This window comes from Flavobacterium hydrocarbonoxydans, from assembly GCF_009789235.1.
Classification (GTDB): domain Bacteria; phylum Bacteroidota; class Bacteroidia; order Flavobacteriales; family Flavobacteriaceae; genus Flavobacterium; species Flavobacterium hydrocarbonoxydans.
Genome location: NZ_WSTB01000002.1, coordinates 179,761 through 196,624, shown reverse-complemented (window position 1 = coordinate 196,624; position 16,864 = coordinate 179,761). Strand labels below are relative to the sequence as shown.

Genomic DNA, 16,864 nt, shown 5'->3' with positions numbered 1-16,864 from the left:
TATAACAATGGTAGATGAAATTACAAGATACTCAGATGCTGATTTAGCAGAGTTCAAAGAGATAATTCAAAATAAAATACAAAAAGCACAAGCCGATCTGGATTTAATAAAAAGTGCTTACATGAATGATTTGAATAACGGGACAGATGATACTTCTCCTACCTTTAAAGCATTTGAAGAAGGAAGCGAAACAATGTCGAAAGAAGCAAATTCGCAGTTGGCTATCAGACAGGAAAAGTTTATCCGCGACCTTAAAAACGCATTATTCCGTGTAGAAAATAAAACCTACGGTATTTGTAAAGTAACAGGTAAATTGATCAGTAAAGAAAGACTGAAAATTGTTCCTCACGCTACAATGAGTATCGAGGCGAAAAACTTGCAACGATAAGAATTAAGATAAATAAGCGCTCCTTTTTAGGGGCGTTTTTTATTTTAAAATTAAATTGAAATCTTTTTTCTTAGAAGAAAGAATACTGTTGTTATGGAAGTAATTAAACAACGGGCGATTTGGGGCAACGAGGAATATAAAAATTCAATTAGAACCGTTTTGATTAGGAACGGTTCTAATTAATTTAAAAAAGATTAAGCTAGATTTTTTTCCAGATCTAATTTGTGTTTTCTAAGGACTGCTCTTGTCATTCCTAAATTTGCTTTAGTGGAATCTGCAGCAAGATAAATCATGAATTTTTTGTTAGGAGAAATGTCGATAATATGAATTTGATTCGAAAGTGTAATCAAAATATCCTCGATTTCCTGATTCAGACCTAATGCTTTTACAGCACTCAGTTTTGCTTTTACAACCTCCAGGTTATAAGCTGCTGCCAACTCAGGGTCAAAACCTGGATCTACGGTTAAGTTTCCAAAACTCAATCCTGTTTCAATTTCAGTTACAGCGATGGCGATAAAGCCATTTACATTTGTTTTCATCTCTGATAAAAACACGTTTAAAAAGTCATTACTCATGGTTAATTGGTATTTGTTGTTAATGGATATTTTTGTTTAATTATTGTAATAGTGGTTTTTTGCTCAGCTCGTTTGCCAATTCTTCGGTAGTACGCATAAATAATCCCAAATTGCTTCCATCATTCGAAAAAATGATTAAAAAGTTTGATTTGCTTATTTTATTTCCAATTATGACACCATCTGTAGTTTTTAAGAACAACTGTTTCAGAATTCCTTTATCTAAATCATCCAGAAGCTTTTCACTCATTGATAATATGGCGGCTGTCATTGCTGCAACACTATCTCCATATTCTAAGTCTAATGAGGTGATTAATTTTCCTTTTCCATCTAAAATTAAGGCCGATGCAGCTTTGGTATTGATTAAAAAATCGCTTAGAGTATTTTTGATTTCATTCATTTTGATTGGATTTGGAGTTTGTTAAAATGTTTATAGGATAGACAGGTTATTTGATTAATTACAGTTTTTTCGGCTAAACAATTGTTAAATTTTACTTACAAATATAAATTATTTTGTGTATTATTGTATAGTTCAAATGTTAATAATTTTATTTTTTAACCCATAAAACCTACAAAATGGCTAAAGTATTGAAATTCAAAGATGTGAATTCGAATGTTGAATCCAGAATGAAAGAATTTGAAAAATTACGCTCTAAATTGAAAGCAGAAAAGGCTAAAAAATTAAATGGCGGGAAAGATAATAAAGGAATTTTTAAATCAATATCCGAGTTTTTTTCAGATACACCAGCCCAACCCAAGAAGCCAGCTGCTAAATAATACGCTGTAATTCGCTTCTGATAAGTTTGTGATTTTTTTTGAATTATTAATTATAAAAGAATTAACGCTCCTTAGGGAGCGATTTTTTTGATTTAATTGTTATTTTTGCCCATCAAAAAATTATAAAATGTCATTACGAAAAGCGTATCTCCTTATATTTCTAGTTTTACTCATTGATCAAATTTCTAAAATTTACGTAAAAACAAACTTTGTTCTGGGTCAGGAACATGAAGTTTTTAGTTGGTTTAAAATTCATTTCATCGAAAATGAAGGAATGGCATGGGGAACTAAGATTCCTGGAGAATACGGAAAATTAATTCTGACTGTGTTTAGGATTTTTGCTGTATTCGGTATTGGATACTGGTTAAACGATGCGGTAAAAAAACATCATTCAACCTATTTAATCGTGGCTGTTGCCTTAATTCTTGCCGGTGCAGCCGGAAATATTTTCGATTCAGTTTTTTACGGAGTTATTTTTGATGACAGTTATAACAATCTGGCAACCATTTTTTCGCCGGAACCATACGGAACCTGGTTTCACGGTTTGGTGGTCGATATGTTTTATTTTCCTATTTGGGAAGGAAATTTACCAACCTGGTTTCCAATTTGGGGAGGCAATCATTTTACATTCTTTAATGCTATTTTCAATATTGCCGATGTGGCGATTTCTACAGGAGTAGGTATTCTGCTTGTTTTTAATAAAAGAGCATTTCCTAAAACAACATAATATTTAAAAATTCCAATCCCGAAGTGACGGGATAAATTCCAAATTCCAATTTCTTTTAGATAAAAATCTAAAGAGTTGGAATTTGGAATTTTTTATTTGGATCTATCCTTCATTGGGATTTAATATTTAATGTTCTATTTTTACCATACAAAAAACCAACCTTATGCAAAGTCCGTCTTTTTCCATTTATGATGCGTCCGCAGGTTCAGGGAAGACCTATACTTTGGTTAAAGAATACCTAAAAATCATTCTTTCTTCTCCTAAAAATGATGCCTATCGAAATATTTTGGCGATAACTTTTACCAACAAGGCGGTTCATGAAATGAAAAGCCGTATTGTAGGGAGTTTGTCTGAGTTTGCTAAAGACGAACCTTCCGCAAAAGCATTCGATTTAATGGAAGATTTGTCTCGTGATACGGGGCTCTCAATCATTAAAATTAAAACAAAATCGCAAAGTATCATCAAGCATCTGATTCATAATTACGCTGCGTTTGATATTTCTACTATTGATAAGTTTACACACAAAGTGATTCGTGCTTTTGCGCATGATTTAAATTTACCAATGACTTTTGAAGTTACGCTGGATACCGAAAATCTTTTGGTAGAAGCCGTAGATGCTATTATTGCACAGGCAGGTCAGGATGAAACGCTGACGAAACTGTTGGTGGATTTTACGATGGAAAAAACCGACGATGATAAAAGTTGGGACATTTCACGCGAAATTCTGGAAACCGGAAGATTGGTTCTGAATGAAAATAACCGAAACGAAATTTCGCATTTTCAGGACACAACGATCGAAGAATTCGTTGTAATCAAAAAGAAAATGCTGGCTTTATGTCTTGATTTGGAAAAAGAGAATGCTGGATTCGCAACAGATTTACTCTCTTTAATTGATAAAAACGGAATTGATTTGAAATCATTTTCAAGAGGTACTTTTCCCAATCATTTAGAAAGTATTCGTGACGGGAAATTCAATCCAAGAAATAAAACTTTTCACGAGTTTGATGATATTGCGATTAATAAAACGGCAAAAGACAGGGCTTTAATCGAAAATATCATTCCTGAATTGCTTCAGACTTTAGAAAAAATTTATAAAAACTTCGAGAAAAGAGATTTTTACAAAGCCTTCCTGAAAAACATAACACCGCTTTCGCTTTTGAATACTGTAAGTAATGAGCTGGCAAAAATTCAATCCGAACAAAATGTTTTATCGATTTCAGAATTCAATGCGATTATTCATCGTGAAATCCAGAATCAGCCGGCACCTTTTATTTATGAACGCTTGGGCGAAAGATACCGTCATTTTTTTATTGATGAATTTCAGGATACCTCAGAAATGCAATGGCAAAACCTGATTCCGTTGATTGATAACGCACTTGCAGGTCAGGATGATTTTGGAAACAAAGGAACGCTGATGATTGTAGGTGATCCTAAGCAATCTATTTATCGCTGGCGTGGTGGAAAGGCTGAGCAGTTTATCGAATTGAGCAAAGAGGTCAATCCCTTTAGTAATAAAGATAAAAAAATTGAACACTTAGATACCAATTACCGCAGTTATAGTCAGGTGATCGATTTTAATAATGCTTTTTTTAAACTGATTTCGACTGAATTTTCAAACGAAGATTATAAGGATTTGTATGAAAACCATAGTTTTCAGAATTCAAATTCAAAAAAAGGAGGTTATGTCAATATTTCTTTTCTTCCAGTGATAGAAAAAAATGACGTTGCTGATGAAGAAGAAGTCGAAAAAGACGATTTGTATGTTTTGGCGACATTAAATACAATTCAGAAAGTACTTCGGGAAGGATTCGAATACAAAGATATTGTGATTCTGACACGAAAACGAGATCAGGGAATCGCTATCGCAAATTATTTAACCGAGCAAAACATTCCACTTTTATCATCAGAAACTTTGATGATTCAAAACGCAACAGAAGTTCGTTTGATTGTTCATTTACTTAAATATTTGAATAATAATGCCGATTTAGAGGCAAAAGCGAATTTCCTGCATTTTTTGGCTTCAAACAAAGAGCTTACAATGCCTGTTCATGATTTTATTGCTCAGGGAATGGCTTGCAGACAGGAAAGTGAATTCGAAAATTGGCTTTTATCATTTGATGTTTCGCTGTCTTTTGAAAACATTCGGAAGAAATCATTGTACGAAGCTGTGGAGATTATCATTTCTAAATTTATTCTTCCACAGGAAGGGAATGCTTATGTGCAGTATTTTCTGGATATTGTTTTGGAAAGAGATATTCGTAATCAAGCCGGAATTGCAGACTTTTTGAGTTATTGGGATAAGAACGGGGAGAAATTTAGCATACCTTCTCCTGAAGGAAAAAACGCCGTTCGTATTATGACGATTCATAAATCGAAGGGGTTAGAATTTCCGGTAGTTATTTTTCCTTTCGCAGAAGAAGATTATAATCGAAAGCCAAAAGATAAATTGTGGCTCGATACAGAAGATGATTTAGGAGTCCCGAAAGCCTTAATCGACAATAGTACCGCTGTTGAGGGTTTTGGCGAAAATGCTTCGGCTGTTTTTAATCTAAAGAAACAAGAAGAATTACTGGATAATATTAATGTGTTATATGTAGCACTGACGCGAGCCGAAGAGCAGCTGTTTGTAATTTCTCAAACAATCAAAGAAAGAAAAGATGGAGAGTTTCCGAGTAATATGGCTTCTTTTTTTATTAAATTTTTAATAAATCAGGGTGTTTATGAAGAAGAAAAACTGGAATACGAATTCGGAAATAAACAAAAACTTTCCCGATCAAACCCATCCGAAGATTTTGTAAAAACGATTCCAATGGTTGCCGAAGTTTTAAATCCTAAAAACATTAAAATTGCCCAAAGAGAGGCTTTGATGTGGGGTACGCATCAGCAGGAAGCAATTTCGTACGGTAATGTGATTCATGAAATCCTGGCTTTCGTAAAAGATAGATCAGATGTTGATTTGGCCATTACCAAAGCTTTAGAGAATGGGTTGATTACTTATGATCAAAAAGAAGTTGTTTTTAAAACCCTTCAGGAAATTGTAAATCATGTTGAATTAAGTATTTGTTTTAATGGAGAAAACAAAGTGCTGAATGAGCAGACTATCGTTCAGAAAGAAGGGAAAATTCTAAAACCAGACCGAATTGTATTGACTCCAAACAAAGAAGCTTATCTTTTAGATTATAAAACCGGAGCCATTAATCCTAAATACAAACAACAAATTCAAGAATATCAGGATGCTATTGAGGATTTGGGATACAAAGTGTTAAAAAGGGCTTTGGTGTATATAGGAACCGAAATCGATGTAGTAAATTTGTGAAAAAATTAATCAGATGTTAAAGGATTAACGGGGTTTTTAAAGTGTAAACTGTTAATATTTAACGTTTTAAAAAGAATAAAAAATGTACGGTAAAATAAAAGAGCATTTGCAAAACGAATTGCAAACTATTGAAGAAAACGGAATTTTTAAAAAAGAACGTATTATAACCTCTGCGCAGGATGCGGAAATCACTATTTCTACAGGAGAAAAAGTTTTGAATTTTTGTGCTAATAATTATTTAGGACTTTCATCACACCCGGAGGTCGTTCAGGCAGCAAAGGATGCAATGGATACTCATGGTTTCGGAATGTCATCAGTGCGTTTTATTTGCGGTACTCAGGATATTCATAAAACATTAGAAAAAAAGATAGCTGATTTTTACGGTACAGAAGATACGATTCTTTATGCAGCTGCTTTTGATGCAAATGGTGGGGTTTTCGAACCATTATTAGGTGAAAATGACGCTATCATTTCGGATAGTTTAAACCATGCTTCTATTATAGACGGAGTTCGTTTGTGCAAAGCGGCCCGTTATCGTTATGAAAATAACAATATGGAAGATTTAGAACAACAACTAATTAAAGCGAATGAGGCAGGTACACGTTTTAAATTAATTGTTACTGATGGTGTTTTTTCTATGGATGGGCTTGTGGCACCATTAGATAAAATATGTGATTTGGCTGATAAATATGACGCAATGGTTATGGTTGATGAATGTCATGCTGCAGGATTTATAGGTGCGACAGGTAAAGGTACGCTGGAAGCAAAAGGAGTGATGGGCCGTGTTGATATTATAACAGGTACACTTGGAAAAGCTTTAGGTGGAGCGATGGGAGGCTACACAACGGCTAAAAAAGAAATTATAGAATTATTGCGTCAGCGCTCAAGACCTTATTTGTTTTCAAATTCTTTGGCACCAGCCATTGTTGGGGCTTCTATTAAAGTTTTTGAACTTTTAGAAAAAGATACTTCGTTAAGAGATAAATTAGAATGGAATACCAATTATTTCAAAAAAGGAATGAAAGAAGCAGGTTTTGACATCATCGATGGCGACTCTGCAATCGTTCCGGTAATGCTTTATGATGCAAAATTATCGCAAATCATGGCAGATGAGCTTCTGAAAAAAGGAATTTATGTAATAGGATTCTTCTTTCCGGTTGTTCCTAAAGAAAAAGCCAGAATTAGGGTTCAGCTTTCGGCAGCCCATACTAAACAGCATTTAGACAGTGCTATAAACGCCTTTATATCAGTCGGAAAAATGTTAAAAGTTATATAATTACCACTTTAATTAATTTTTTGTAGGTTTTTTTTAACATTTCATTTTGTATTTAAAAAATTTGGTGTTACTTTTGCTTGTAATTAACTAAATTGTAATTAAAAAAATTAAGTATGAAACATCTTAACAAACTTTTAGTTGCTGTGATGATGGTGATGGGTTTAACTTCTCACGCGCAAGACAGTAACAATCCGTGGGCTATCTCTTTTGGAGTTAATGCTGTGGATACAAGGACTAGTGCAAGTCCAGAACATGTTGACTTTTTTCCAGCACACTTTTCTCAGCCATTCGCTGCTAAAGACAACTGGAATGTACTTCCATCGCTATCTTACATTGGTGTGTCTAGATACGTTGGTAGCGGATTCTCTGTAGGTTTACAAGGTTCTGTAAACAAAATTGACAAATATGTTATTTTTGATCCAAGTGCTCCAGATCACGATGGTCGTGGTATGGTTGTGACTAATCCAGGTGATTTGATGTATTACGGAATTGATGCTACTTTAAAGTACAGCTTCCAAGAATTAATCAAATCTAAAATAATCGATCCTTCGTTATCTGTTGGAGCTGGTTATACTTTCTTTGGAGACAGTAGCTACGGAACAGTTAACCCAGGTGCTGGTGTTACTTTCTGGTTTACTGATGCTATTGGTCTTGAATTAGGTACAAGATACAAATGGTCATTTGGTGATAGAGAAGATGCTTCTGGAACTCCAGATGCTCCATCTCACTTCCAACACACTGCTGGTATCGTTTTCAAATTTGGAGGTAAAGATACTGACGGTGACGGAATCTATGACAAAGATGATGCTTGTCCAGATGTTGCTGGTCTAAAACAATTCAACGGATGTCCTGATACTGACGGAGACGGAATCGTTGACGGAAGTGATGCTTGTCCAGATGTATTTGGTTTAGCTGCTTTAAACGGTTGTCCTGATACTGACGGAGACGGAATTGCTGATGCAAAAGATGCTTGTCCAGATGTTGCTGGTTTAGCTGCATTAAACGGATGTCCAGATGCTGACGGTGACGGTGTTGCTGATAAAGATGACAAATGTCCTACAGTTGCTGGTCCTAAAGAAAATGGTGGTTGTCCTTTCTTAGATGCTGATAAAGATGGTATCGCTGATAAAGATGACGATTGTCCTACTGTAGCTGGTCCAGCTAGTAACAGAGGATGTCCTGAAGTAACTTCTGAAGCTTTAGAAGAACTTAAAGTTCAAGCTAGAGCGGTTTACTTTAACTCAGGTAAAGCTACTTTCAAAAGCGGAGACAAAGAAACTCCAGCTAGATTAGATGCAATTAAAGAAATCCTTAAAAACTATCCAACTGCAAAATTCAGTATTGAAGGGCACACAGATAGCGATGGTTCTGATAAATTGAATCAAAAACTTTCTGAAGATAGAGCAGCTGCTGTTAAAGATGCTTTAATCGCAAGAGGAGTTAGCGCTGATAACTTAGAGTCTAAAGGTTTTGGTGAGTCTATGCCAGTTGCAAGTAACAAAACTGCTGCAGGTAAAGCTCAAAACAGAAGAACTGAAATTAAACACATTGGTTCTAAATACCAAGGTAAACTATAATTTAGTTTTCAAATAATTTTAAAAAGCCATTCTTAATTGAATGGCTTTTTTTATTTTTATCAAATGATAAATACTTCTTTTCTCGAAAAAATTGCAGCTGTTATAATTCAGGATTATGCAGACAGACTTGCTGAGATAACCATAATACTACCTAATAAAAGAGCAAAGGTTTTTTTGATTGAAGCGTTGAAAAATCAAACGGAACAAACTATTCTCTGTCCAGAAATAATCAGCATCGAAGATTTTGTACAAGATGTTGCTTCTGTTCGTTCTATTGATGCTATTGAACTTTTATTTGAGTTTTATGAAGTTTATCTTTCGGTTACAGAAAAACAACATCAACAATCTTTTGAATTATTTGCCAATTGGGCAAAAACACTTTTACAGGATTTTAATGAAATTGATCGCTATTTATTAGACTCTAATCATGTTTTGTCTTATCTAAAAGATATTGAAGACATCAAAAAATGGGGAATTGAAGTTGAAAACAAAACCAAATTACTAGAGAATTATATTGATTTCTGGAAATTACTTCCGCTGTACTATGATTCATTGTATCATCATTTGTTGAATAAAGGATTTGGTTATCAGGGATTGATTTATAGAGAAGCGGTTAATAATTTAAATCACTTTTCAAATACAATTTCAAATAAAACTTTTGTTTTTGCAGGATTTAATGCTTTAAATGCTGCTGAAGAAAAAATTGTACAACACCTTCTGGCTCTTGATCAGGCTAAAATATATTGGGATGTTGATCAGACTTTTTTAAACGATCCGTATCACGATGCCGGACTTTTTGTTCGTCGGTTTAAAGAAAGCTGGAAACATTATAAATCAAATTCTTTTGATTGGATTGTAGATGATTTTTCGCAGCCTAAAAACATTCAGGTTATTGGAACTCCAAAAACTATCGGGCAAGCTAAACTTGCAGGTAGTATTGTTGAAAATATAATTAACGAAAATCCTATTTCTTCACTGGATAAAGTTGCTATTGTGCTTGGTGAAGAAAATTTGCTAATGCCGGTTTTGTATTCTTTGCCAGCTTCGGTTGGGGCATTGAATATCACCATGGGTTATTCGGGGAAAAATAATCCGTCCCAAATATTAGTGGCAAAATTATTTAAAATGCACACTAATGCACTTTCCAGAAAAGGGGAGAGTTATGTTTTTTATTATAAAGATGTGCTGGATATTCTAACGCATCCACTTGTAGAGCCGTATGCAAAAACCAGTAAGCTGGTTGCCATTATAAATGAGAATAATTACACTTTTATTACTCATAAACGTTTGCTCGAACTTAATCCTTCTCCAACTAATTTATTCGGATTGTTGTTTCAGAAATGGGAAAATGGATCTGTAGCGGTTCTTGAAAATATATCGGCGCTTTTACTTTTGATTAAAGAAAATTTTAATAATGATAATGAGGAAGAAAAAATAGCCAAGACATTTGTTTTTGCTGTTTTCAAAGTCATAAATAAATTGATTAATTATTATTCTCAGCATCATCATATCGATAATATTCAGACGTTGTATGCGATTTATAAACAGGTTATTGATGTTGCCGAAGTTTCATTTGAAGGAGAACCCCTAAATGGTTTGCAGATTATGGGTGTGCTGGAAAGCCGTGTACTGGATTTCGAAACAGTCATTGTGACATCAATGAATGAGGGTAAGTTTCCTGCCGGGAAATCTCAAAATTCTTTTATTCCTTATGATGTGAAACGTGAACTGGGTTTGCCAACGTTTAAAGAAAAAGACGCCATTTATACCTATCATTTTTATCATTTACTGCAAAGAGCAAAGAATATATACCTGATTTATAATACTGAAAATGATGGTCTTGATGCCGGTGAACGCAGCCGATTTATAACACAGCTTGAAGTGGAAAAACAGCTGAAGCATAATTTGACTTTTGATATTTATAATCCGGTTTTGCCCGCGAGTGCTTACCAGCCCATGGTGGTGCAGAAATCAGCTGCGGTTATGGAGCGTTTGAAGGAAATTGCAGCCAAAGGTTTTTCGCCATCAGCATTGACTAGTTATATCCGGAATCCGATTGATTTTTATTTCCAGAAAATTTTACGAATTCGGGAAGTCGAAGAAGTGGAGGAAAATATTGCCCTGAATACTTTAGGCACCATTATTCACGAAACTTTAGAAGCCTTATATCAACCGTTTATTGGTAAATTTATTTCGGAAGCAGATCTTTCTAATTGCTTTAAACTTTTGGATGAGGAAGTTTTAAAACAATTCAAATTGGTTTATAAAGAAGGCGAAATTAAAAAAGGAAGAAACCTGCTGGCTTTTGAAGTGGCAAAACGAAATGTTTTTAATTTTCTGAAACTCGAACTGGAATCGATTAAAAATGGCGATGCCGTACAGATTATTGCTTTGGAACAAACATTTGAAAGAGAACTTATTCATCCGGCTCTGCCTTTTCCGGTTTTAATAAAAGGAAATGTTGACCGAATTGAACTTCGCAACGGAAAAATACGAATTATTGATTATAAGACCGGAAAAGTCGATAAAGCCAATGTTGTCCTGAAATCATGGAATGGATTGACACAGGAGCTTAAAAACGACAAAATCATTCAGGTTCTGGCCTATGCCTTTATGTATGAAGGTCATGCTAATGGTGTTGCTATGGAAGCCGGAATTATTTCGTTTAAAAATTTAAAATCAGGGTTTTTGCCTTTTGGCTTTAAAGAAGAAAAAGAATTAGAGCAAGTGGTTTCTCATGAAATACTCCATAATTATGTAGAAGAAATTGTTTTGCTGCTCAAAGAAATTTTTGACACCAATATTCCTTTCGAAGAAACAATCCTTTAAAAATAATCTCTATCAGAAAGCTGCATAATATATTCGAATTCTTTAAAACTACTTTAAGTATTAACTTGCTGGTTTGCGCAGTTGCCCTCGTATTTGGCGGTTTTGATAGTTTTTTTATAGTATTTCTTAGTTTTGGTTTTTTGATGAGTATTGGATACAAAGAAATCTACCATAAGAACGACTATTTGTTTTATTCGAATAACGGAATTTCTAAAATTCAGCTTTTAGTATTGAGCTATATTTTGACTTTTATTGTGGCTTTATGTGCTGCTTTTGTTCTTTTTTTAATAAAGAAAATATTTTGAAAAAACATATTTTAGAAGTAGATGGCATTCAAAAGAAATATAATGAAAGGAGTATTCTTTCGGATATTTACCTGAAATGCGAAACGGGAGAAATTGTGGGTTTGTTGGGAAGAAATGGTTCTGGTAAATCGACTTTGTTGAAAGTGATTTTCGGAATAGTTCCTGCGCCTAATAAATGTATCCGTATTGATGGAGTTTCGAAAAATAATACAAATGCGTTGTTTAAAGAAGTTAATTATTTACATCAGGATCATTTTACTCCGAATCATCTGTCTGTTCAGAGAGCAATTTCATTATCGATCGATAAACAAAAAAGGGATGTTTTTAGTAAAGATGAATTTATTTCGCCGCTTTTGAAAAAAAAGATACGACACTTGTCCACTGGAGAATTGCGCTATCTCGAAATTAAAACAATACTTTTTAATTCTTCCAAATTTGTTTTATTGGATGAGCCCTATAATGGTTTGTCGCCTCTAATGATCGAAATGGTAAACGAAATGATCAGGTCTAATGCTGAAAATAAAGGAATAATCATAACCGATCATAATTATGAAAATGTAATGCGTATTTCGACACGGTTGCTTTTGATAAAAGAAGGTAAAGTGCACAATATCAATAAAAAAGCAGAGCTTGTTGAGAAAGGTTATCTCACAAGCTCTGCTTTTATGACTATTAATTCTTAGCTAAATATCTTTTTGAAAAAACCTTTTTTTTCGGTTTCCTGTACAGGGCTATTGTTTATGCTTCCGTTTTCAAAACGAAATCTTCTAAACTTCATTAACTTAACATTCAGATCAAAACGTAATTCTTCGACGGTTTTCATAGGGCTTAATTTTTTACAAATTTACTAAAAACTCCCCTAAATCTGAGTTTTACAAAAGCGTTTTTCGCACAAATGAATTTAATAGAATAAAAGACTGTTTTTTCAAAAGCATTCCTTTTTTCTGTTAATTTTTTTTGCGTTATTATTTTCTAAAACACTTAAATATTATACTATAAATAAAAGTGATTCAGTGTGTTAGGCTGTGTTTTTTTTTAACAAGTGTTTATCGGGCAATTGTCATTATTAAAATAACTTTGACCTTTCTTATAAAACAAAAACAGCAATATGATTGATTTAAATACACTTGTTGAAGAGACTGGAGCTGAATCGGGATTGGTTTTTAATATCGACGGAATTCTTCTCGAATCTGTTAATTTAGAATATGACGGAAATGTTGCGGCAATGATTGGAATGATATTGAAAATGAGTTTGGAGATGTCTGAAGATCTTAATAATGGCGACCTTAAACAATTGATGATTAAGAATAATGACGGGATTGTGGTGGCAAATAAAGATCAGGATGATAACTGCGTTGCATTGCTTTCTAAAGATTTAAGTAAAATGGGTCTTTTGCTTCGCAAATTAGATTCAGTTTTTAATAATTAATTTAAATACAATTAAAACATGTCAGATTTTTTACAAAACTTTCAAAACGATTTGAGAGAAAACGTTAATGGATTTATAGCTGTTTCGGTAACAGAGATTCAAACAGGAATGTCTTATTGTTCACTTTCTTTGGATCCAAATTTTGATCCGGAATTGGCTTCTGCTTATAATTTAGAAGTTGTTAAAGCGAAACAAAATGCAATTAAAGCATTAGGTTTAGAGCAAAAAATTAATGACATTTTGATTACGCTTACAGATCAATTGCACATTATAGATGTTTCTGAAGACGGAAACTATTTTATTTACCTGGCGGTTGATGCTAAAAAAGCAAACTTGGGATTGACAAGAGCAACTTTGTCAAAATTCAAAAAAGACATTATAACAAAATTATAATTTTTTTACCACCACCAATGAAAACGGCTGTCTCAATTACCTGAGCAGCTTTTTTTATTTTTATTATTTACCGAAAAAGTCAGTCAGGACAAGTTTAAGTTCTTCTTTATTTTCGATGTGGCTCATGTGTCCGTCTTCAAAGGAAACTAATTCGGCAGTAGTATCATCAACCTGAGAGAGACTTTCTTCGTAGCTTAAAACAGGGTCTTTTTTGCCCAAAATCAATAAAACAGGAAAAAGATTGGCTTGCAAAAGCGCCATTCTGTCTTTTCTAATTTTCATTCCTTCCAGCGAAGCTATAATTCCCTGTAACGGTGTTTTTAAGGCTTGTTCTTTAACTTTTTCAATTTCGGCAGCCAGAAGTGTTCGATTGTTTTCGCTGAATAAATTGGCAATAGCCAAACTTACAAAAGCAATATAATTTTGTTTTACTGCTTTTATCGCGCGGCTTCTGTTTGTCTTTTTTTCGGCAGAATCTTCTCTGGAAGTTGAGTTCAGCAAAACTATTTTTTTGATGTTCTTCGGGAATAATTCGGCGAAAGCCAAAGCCACATAACCACCCATGGAATGCCCAACGAGCATTGCTTTTCGGACGTGTACTGTTTTTAAAACCTCGTGAACCACATTGGCATTGTCTTCCATTTCATGTACATAACCCAAACAATCCGATTCGCCATGGCCTAATAAATCAATCGTAATAACCCGATATTTATCAGAAAAAAAAGAAATATAATCGTTCCACATGGTTTGGTTTTCCAGAAAACCATGAAGGAAGACAATTGCAGTTCCTTCGCCGGAATCTGTGTAGGCTATTTTGGTATTTTTGTATAGAAGCGTTTTCAAAGTAATGTTTTAAAAAGGCAAAGATAGGGAAGGTTAAACCATATAAGAAATATAAGTTTATTTTGTGAAAAGGATTTTTATGGAAATTTTTTAAATCATTTATGGCGATAAAAAACAAAAACGGCTAACATTTCTGCTAGCCGTTATTATTTATAATTTCAAAAAAGAATTAATCTCTGAAAAATATTTCTCTCTGGCATCGAGCCAACCGTAATGTTTGGAATGGTCGAGCAAAACAATTTTTGAGTTTGAAAAAGCTTTATGGGCAATATCAGCGATTTCTTTGCCTACAATGTCTTGTTTTCCCTGAATGATTAAAACCGGATTTTTGAAATCTTTTAGTTTAGGAGCACAGTCAAAAGGCATTTGCTGCATATCGCTCCATAACAAACTGTTGATAGCTGAATTTCCTTGTGTTAATCTCTCGGCAATTATCGGAATATATTTTTTATCATATACATACGCAGGCGCCATTGCTCTTCCGCGGGCCAGTCTTGCAGCATGCGAGGTGTCGCCTTTCTCGATTTTGTCATTCCAGTAATTCATCGAATCTTTCTCGGTTTTGGTTAAACCGGCTTCAATCAGATTTCTGCCTTTTAACAAACTTAAATCGATTCCGCCAGACGATGATAAAACCAGTTTATGGATGCTGTTTGGGTAAAGGGTCGCGTAATACGAAGCCAGCATTCCGCCGAAGGAATGCCCAAGGATATTCCATTTTTCAATTTTAAGATGTTTTCTCAACGATTCGATATCATCTGCCATCAATTTCATCGAAACTGTTTTAGCATCAATTTTGACAAGTTTCGACTTTCCGGTTCCTCTTTGGTCGTAAATAATCGTTTGCTGATTTTCGGCCAAAGTTTTCGCCATCTCTTCAAAACCATTACTATTCATTCCGGGACCGCCATTAATGATTAATAGCGGTTCGCCTTTTCCGAATGTTTTGTAATAGGTTTCGCTGGCATCGTTGTTTTTAGAAAAACCTTCGGTTTGAGCGACGGTCTTTCCTAAAGCAAGCAGGAAAACAACTAAAAGAATCTTTTTCATGCTGCGATTACGAGTTCATCAAAGTTTCAATTTCATCAATTTCAACCGGAATGTTGCGCATTAAGTTAAAAGGTTCTCCTTTTTCCTGAACCACCACATTATCCTCCAGACGAATTCCGAAACCTTCAGCCGGAATATAAATCCCTGGTTCAACCGTAAAAACCATATTGGCTTTCATTGGCTCGTGAAGCAAACCGTAATCGTGCGTATCAAGTCCCATGTGATGAGAAGTTCCGTGCATGAAATATTTTTTGTAAGCAGGCCATTCCGGATTTTCGTTCTGAACATCGGCTTTGTCAATCAATCCTAAACCAAGTAATTCCGAAGTCATGATTTTACCTACTTCAATATGATATTGTTTCCAAAGTGTTCCCGGAGCAAGCATTTTTGTCGCTTCGTTTTTTACTCGTAAAACGGCATTGTAAACGGCTTTTTGTCTGTCTGAATATTTTCCTGAAACCGGAATGGTTCGGGTCATATCACTGGAATAATTAGCATATTCTGCCGCAACGTCTAATAAAATTAAATCGCCTGCTTTACATTGCTGATTGTTTTCGATATAATGTAAAACGTTCGCGTTATTACCGGAAGCGATAATAGGAGTGTAAGCAAAACCTTTTGATCGGTTACGGATGAATTCGTGAACCAGTTCGGCTTCGATTTCGTACTCGGTAACATTTGGCTTTACAAACGATAATAATCTACGGAAACCTTTCTCTGTAATATCACAGGCTTGCTGAATCAAATCGATTTCTTCGCTTTCTTTTATCGAGCGAATGCGTTGTAGGATTGGGTTACTTTTTGCCACATTGTGTGCTGGGTAACGCTCTTTCCACCATTTTACAAAACGCGCTTCACGGGTTTCCGTTTCTACTGTCGCACGGTAATGCTCGTTTGTATTAATGTACATCGTGTCAGCATACGTCATCATTTCGTTCAGAATTTTATGAAAATCCTGCAGCCAGTAAACCGTTCTGATTCCAGATACCTGAAAAGCACGTTCTTTACTTAGTTTTTCGCCTTCCCAAACCGCAATATGATCGTTGGTTTCTTTCAGGAAAAGCATTTCTTTTTGGTTTTCGTAAGGAGCATCCGGAAACAAAAGCAAAATACTCTCTTCCTGGTCAACACCACTCAGGTAAAAAATGTCACGGTGTTGTGCAAACGGCATCGTACTGTCGGCACTAATTGGGTAAATGTCATTAGAATTAAAAACGGCAACACTGTTAGGTTTCATTTCTGCCGTGAATTTTTTGCGGTTTTTTACAAAAAGAGCGCTGTTTATTTGATGATATTTCATAATTATTTCATTTTTGAACTTGGAATTTCAAAATTACTACTTTTTGAAGAAGTAGCACAAAATTGATTTATTAAAGTTTTCT

The 16,864-nt window shown here is 34.5% G+C and carries 16 protein-coding genes; 10 read left to right on the top strand and 6 right to left on the bottom strand.

The window, feature by feature from the left end; genetic code table 11:
• Positions 1 to 7 precede the first annotated feature (7 nt).
• The gene (locus GON26_RS04090) at positions 8 to 388 is read left to right on the top strand and encodes a TraR/DksA family transcriptional regulator (protein WP_116753876.1); all 381 of its coding nucleotides are present in this window, start codon (positions 8 to 10) and stop codon (positions 386 to 388) included.
• Positions 389 to 582: 194 nt separating this feature from the next.
• Here GON26_RS04090 and GON26_RS04085 read toward each other — a convergent pair whose 3' ends face one another.
• Both GON26_RS04085 and GON26_RS04080 read right to left on the bottom strand, forming a co-directional pair.
• Complete coding sequence (locus GON26_RS04085; protein WP_160373454.1) at positions 583 to 963, bottom strand: hypothetical protein; 381 nt, start codon at positions 961 to 963, stop codon at positions 583 to 585.
• A 40-nt stretch (positions 964 to 1,003) separates the two neighbouring features.
• Positions 1,004 to 1,360: a roadblock/LC7 domain-containing protein gene (locus tag GON26_RS04080; RefSeq protein ID WP_160373453.1), complete on the bottom strand. Its 357-nt coding sequence runs from the start codon at positions 1,358 to 1,360 to the stop codon at positions 1,004 to 1,006.
• A 176-nt stretch (positions 1,361 to 1,536) separates the two neighbouring features.
• Between GON26_RS04080 and GON26_RS04075 the strand changes: the two genes are divergently transcribed.
• From GON26_RS04075 to GON26_RS04045, 7 genes are all read left to right on the top strand, one after another.
• Positions 1,537 to 1,737, top strand: a complete 201-nt coding sequence (locus tag GON26_RS04075; protein ID WP_160373452.1) for a hypothetical protein — start codon at positions 1,537 to 1,539, stop codon at positions 1,735 to 1,737.
• Positions 1,738 to 1,864: 127 nt separating this feature from the next.
• Complete coding sequence (locus tag GON26_RS04070) at positions 1,865 to 2,464, top strand: lipoprotein signal peptidase (protein ID WP_160373451.1); 600 nt, start codon at positions 1,865 to 1,867, stop codon at positions 2,462 to 2,464.
• A 163-nt stretch (positions 2,465 to 2,627) separates the two neighbouring features.
• Positions 2,628 to 5,780, top strand: coding sequence for a UvrD-helicase domain-containing protein (locus tag GON26_RS04065; protein ID WP_160373450.1), 3,153 nt, complete (start codon positions 2,628 to 2,630; stop codon positions 5,778 to 5,780).
• An 82-nt stretch (positions 5,781 to 5,862) separates the two neighbouring features.
• Positions 5,863 to 7,056, top strand: a complete 1,194-nt coding sequence (kbl, locus tag GON26_RS04060) for a glycine C-acetyltransferase (protein WP_160373449.1) — start codon at positions 5,863 to 5,865, stop codon at positions 7,054 to 7,056.
• A 113-nt stretch (positions 7,057 to 7,169) separates the two neighbouring features.
• On the top strand, positions 7,170 to 8,633 hold the full coding sequence (locus tag GON26_RS04055) for an OmpA family protein (protein WP_160373448.1): 1,464 nt from the start codon (positions 7,170 to 7,172) through the stop codon (positions 8,631 to 8,633).
• A 63-nt stretch (positions 8,634 to 8,696) separates the two neighbouring features.
• Positions 8,697 to 11,462, top strand: coding sequence for a PD-(D/E)XK nuclease family protein (locus GON26_RS04050; RefSeq protein WP_160373447.1), 2,766 nt, complete (start codon positions 8,697 to 8,699; stop codon positions 11,460 to 11,462).
• Between the two features lie 301 nt (positions 11,463 to 11,763).
• Positions 11,764 to 12,450, top strand: coding sequence for an ATP-binding cassette domain-containing protein (locus tag GON26_RS04045; RefSeq protein ID WP_160373446.1), 687 nt, complete (start codon positions 11,764 to 11,766; stop codon positions 12,448 to 12,450).
• On the opposite strand, the gene GON26_RS04040 is transcribed toward GON26_RS04045, so the two are convergent.
• Complete coding sequence (locus tag GON26_RS04040; protein WP_160373445.1) at positions 12,447 to 12,590, bottom strand: hypothetical protein; 144 nt, start codon at positions 12,588 to 12,590, stop codon at positions 12,447 to 12,449. The genes GON26_RS04045 and GON26_RS04040 overlap by 4 nt on opposite strands.
• Positions 12,591 to 12,875: 285 nt before the next feature.
• Between GON26_RS04040 and GON26_RS04035 the strand changes: the two genes are divergently transcribed.
• On the top strand, positions 12,876 to 13,196 hold the full coding sequence (locus GON26_RS04035) for a roadblock/LC7 domain-containing protein (protein WP_160373444.1): 321 nt from the start codon (positions 12,876 to 12,878) through the stop codon (positions 13,194 to 13,196).
• Between the two features lie 18 nt (positions 13,197 to 13,214).
• Positions 13,215 to 13,589, top strand: coding sequence for a hypothetical protein (locus tag GON26_RS04030; protein WP_160373443.1), 375 nt, complete (start codon positions 13,215 to 13,217; stop codon positions 13,587 to 13,589).
• Positions 13,590 to 13,652: 63 nt separating this feature from the next.
• On the opposite strand, the gene GON26_RS04025 is transcribed toward GON26_RS04030, so the two are convergent.
• The 3 genes from GON26_RS04025 to GON26_RS04015 form a co-directional block, all read right to left on the bottom strand.
• Positions 13,653 to 14,432 (bottom strand): alpha/beta fold hydrolase, encoded by a 780-nt coding sequence (locus GON26_RS04025; protein ID WP_160373442.1) that lies wholly within the window; start codon positions 14,430 to 14,432, stop codon positions 13,653 to 13,655.
• A gap of 150 nt (positions 14,433 to 14,582) precedes the next feature.
• On the bottom strand, positions 14,583 to 15,482 hold the full coding sequence (locus GON26_RS04020) for an alpha/beta fold hydrolase (protein WP_160373441.1): 900 nt from the start codon (positions 15,480 to 15,482) through the stop codon (positions 14,583 to 14,585).
• A 7-nt stretch (positions 15,483 to 15,489) separates the two neighbouring features.
• A complete protein-coding gene (locus GON26_RS04015; protein ID WP_160373440.1) occupies positions 15,490 to 16,782 on the bottom strand; it encodes an aminopeptidase P family protein in 1,293 nt (430 codons plus the stop codon).
• Positions 16,783 to 16,864 lie beyond the last annotated feature (82 nt).

Excerpts from the sequence above, each read along its gene's own strand:
- GON26_RS04035 (WP_160373444.1), top strand. The coding sequence starts at position 12,876 with ATGATTGATTTAAATACACTTGTTGAAGAGACTGGAGCTGAATCGGGA.
- GON26_RS04085 (WP_160373454.1), bottom strand. The coding sequence starts at position 963 with ATGAGTAATGACTTTTTAAACGTGTTTTTATCAGAGATGAAAACAAAT.
- GON26_RS04030 (WP_160373443.1), top strand. The coding sequence starts at position 13,215 with ATGTCAGATTTTTTACAAAACTTTCAAAACGATTTGAGAGAAAACGTT.
- GON26_RS04070 (WP_160373451.1), top strand. The coding sequence starts at position 1,865 with ATGTCATTACGAAAAGCGTATCTCCTTATATTTCTAGTTTTACTCATT.
- GON26_RS04075 (WP_160373452.1), top strand. The coding sequence starts at position 1,537 with ATGGCTAAAGTATTGAAATTCAAAGATGTGAATTCGAATGTTGAATCC.
- GON26_RS04050 (WP_160373447.1), top strand. The coding sequence starts at position 8,697 with ATGATAAATACTTCTTTTCTCGAAAAAATTGCAGCTGTTATAATTCAG.
- GON26_RS04080 (WP_160373453.1), bottom strand. The coding sequence starts at position 1,360 with ATGAATGAAATCAAAAATACTCTAAGCGATTTTTTAATCAATACCAAA.
- kbl (WP_160373449.1), top strand. The coding sequence starts at position 5,863 with ATGTACGGTAAAATAAAAGAGCATTTGCAAAACGAATTGCAAACTATT.
- GON26_RS04020 (WP_160373441.1), bottom strand. The coding sequence starts at position 15,482 with ATGAAAAAGATTCTTTTAGTTGTTTTCCTGCTTGCTTTAGGAAAGACC.
- GON26_RS04055 (WP_160373448.1), top strand. The coding sequence starts at position 7,170 with ATGAAACATCTTAACAAACTTTTAGTTGCTGTGATGATGGTGATGGGT.
- GON26_RS04015 (WP_160373440.1), bottom strand. The coding sequence starts at position 16,782 with ATGAAATATCATCAAATAAACAGCGCTCTTTTTGTAAAAAACCGCAAA.
- GON26_RS04090 (WP_116753876.1), top strand. The coding sequence starts at position 8 with ATGGTAGATGAAATTACAAGATACTCAGATGCTGATTTAGCAGAGTTC.
- GON26_RS04040 (WP_160373445.1), bottom strand. The coding sequence starts at position 12,590 with ATGAAAACCGTCGAAGAATTACGTTTTGATCTGAATGTTAAGTTAATG.
- GON26_RS04065 (WP_160373450.1), top strand. The coding sequence starts at position 2,628 with ATGCAAAGTCCGTCTTTTTCCATTTATGATGCGTCCGCAGGTTCAGGG.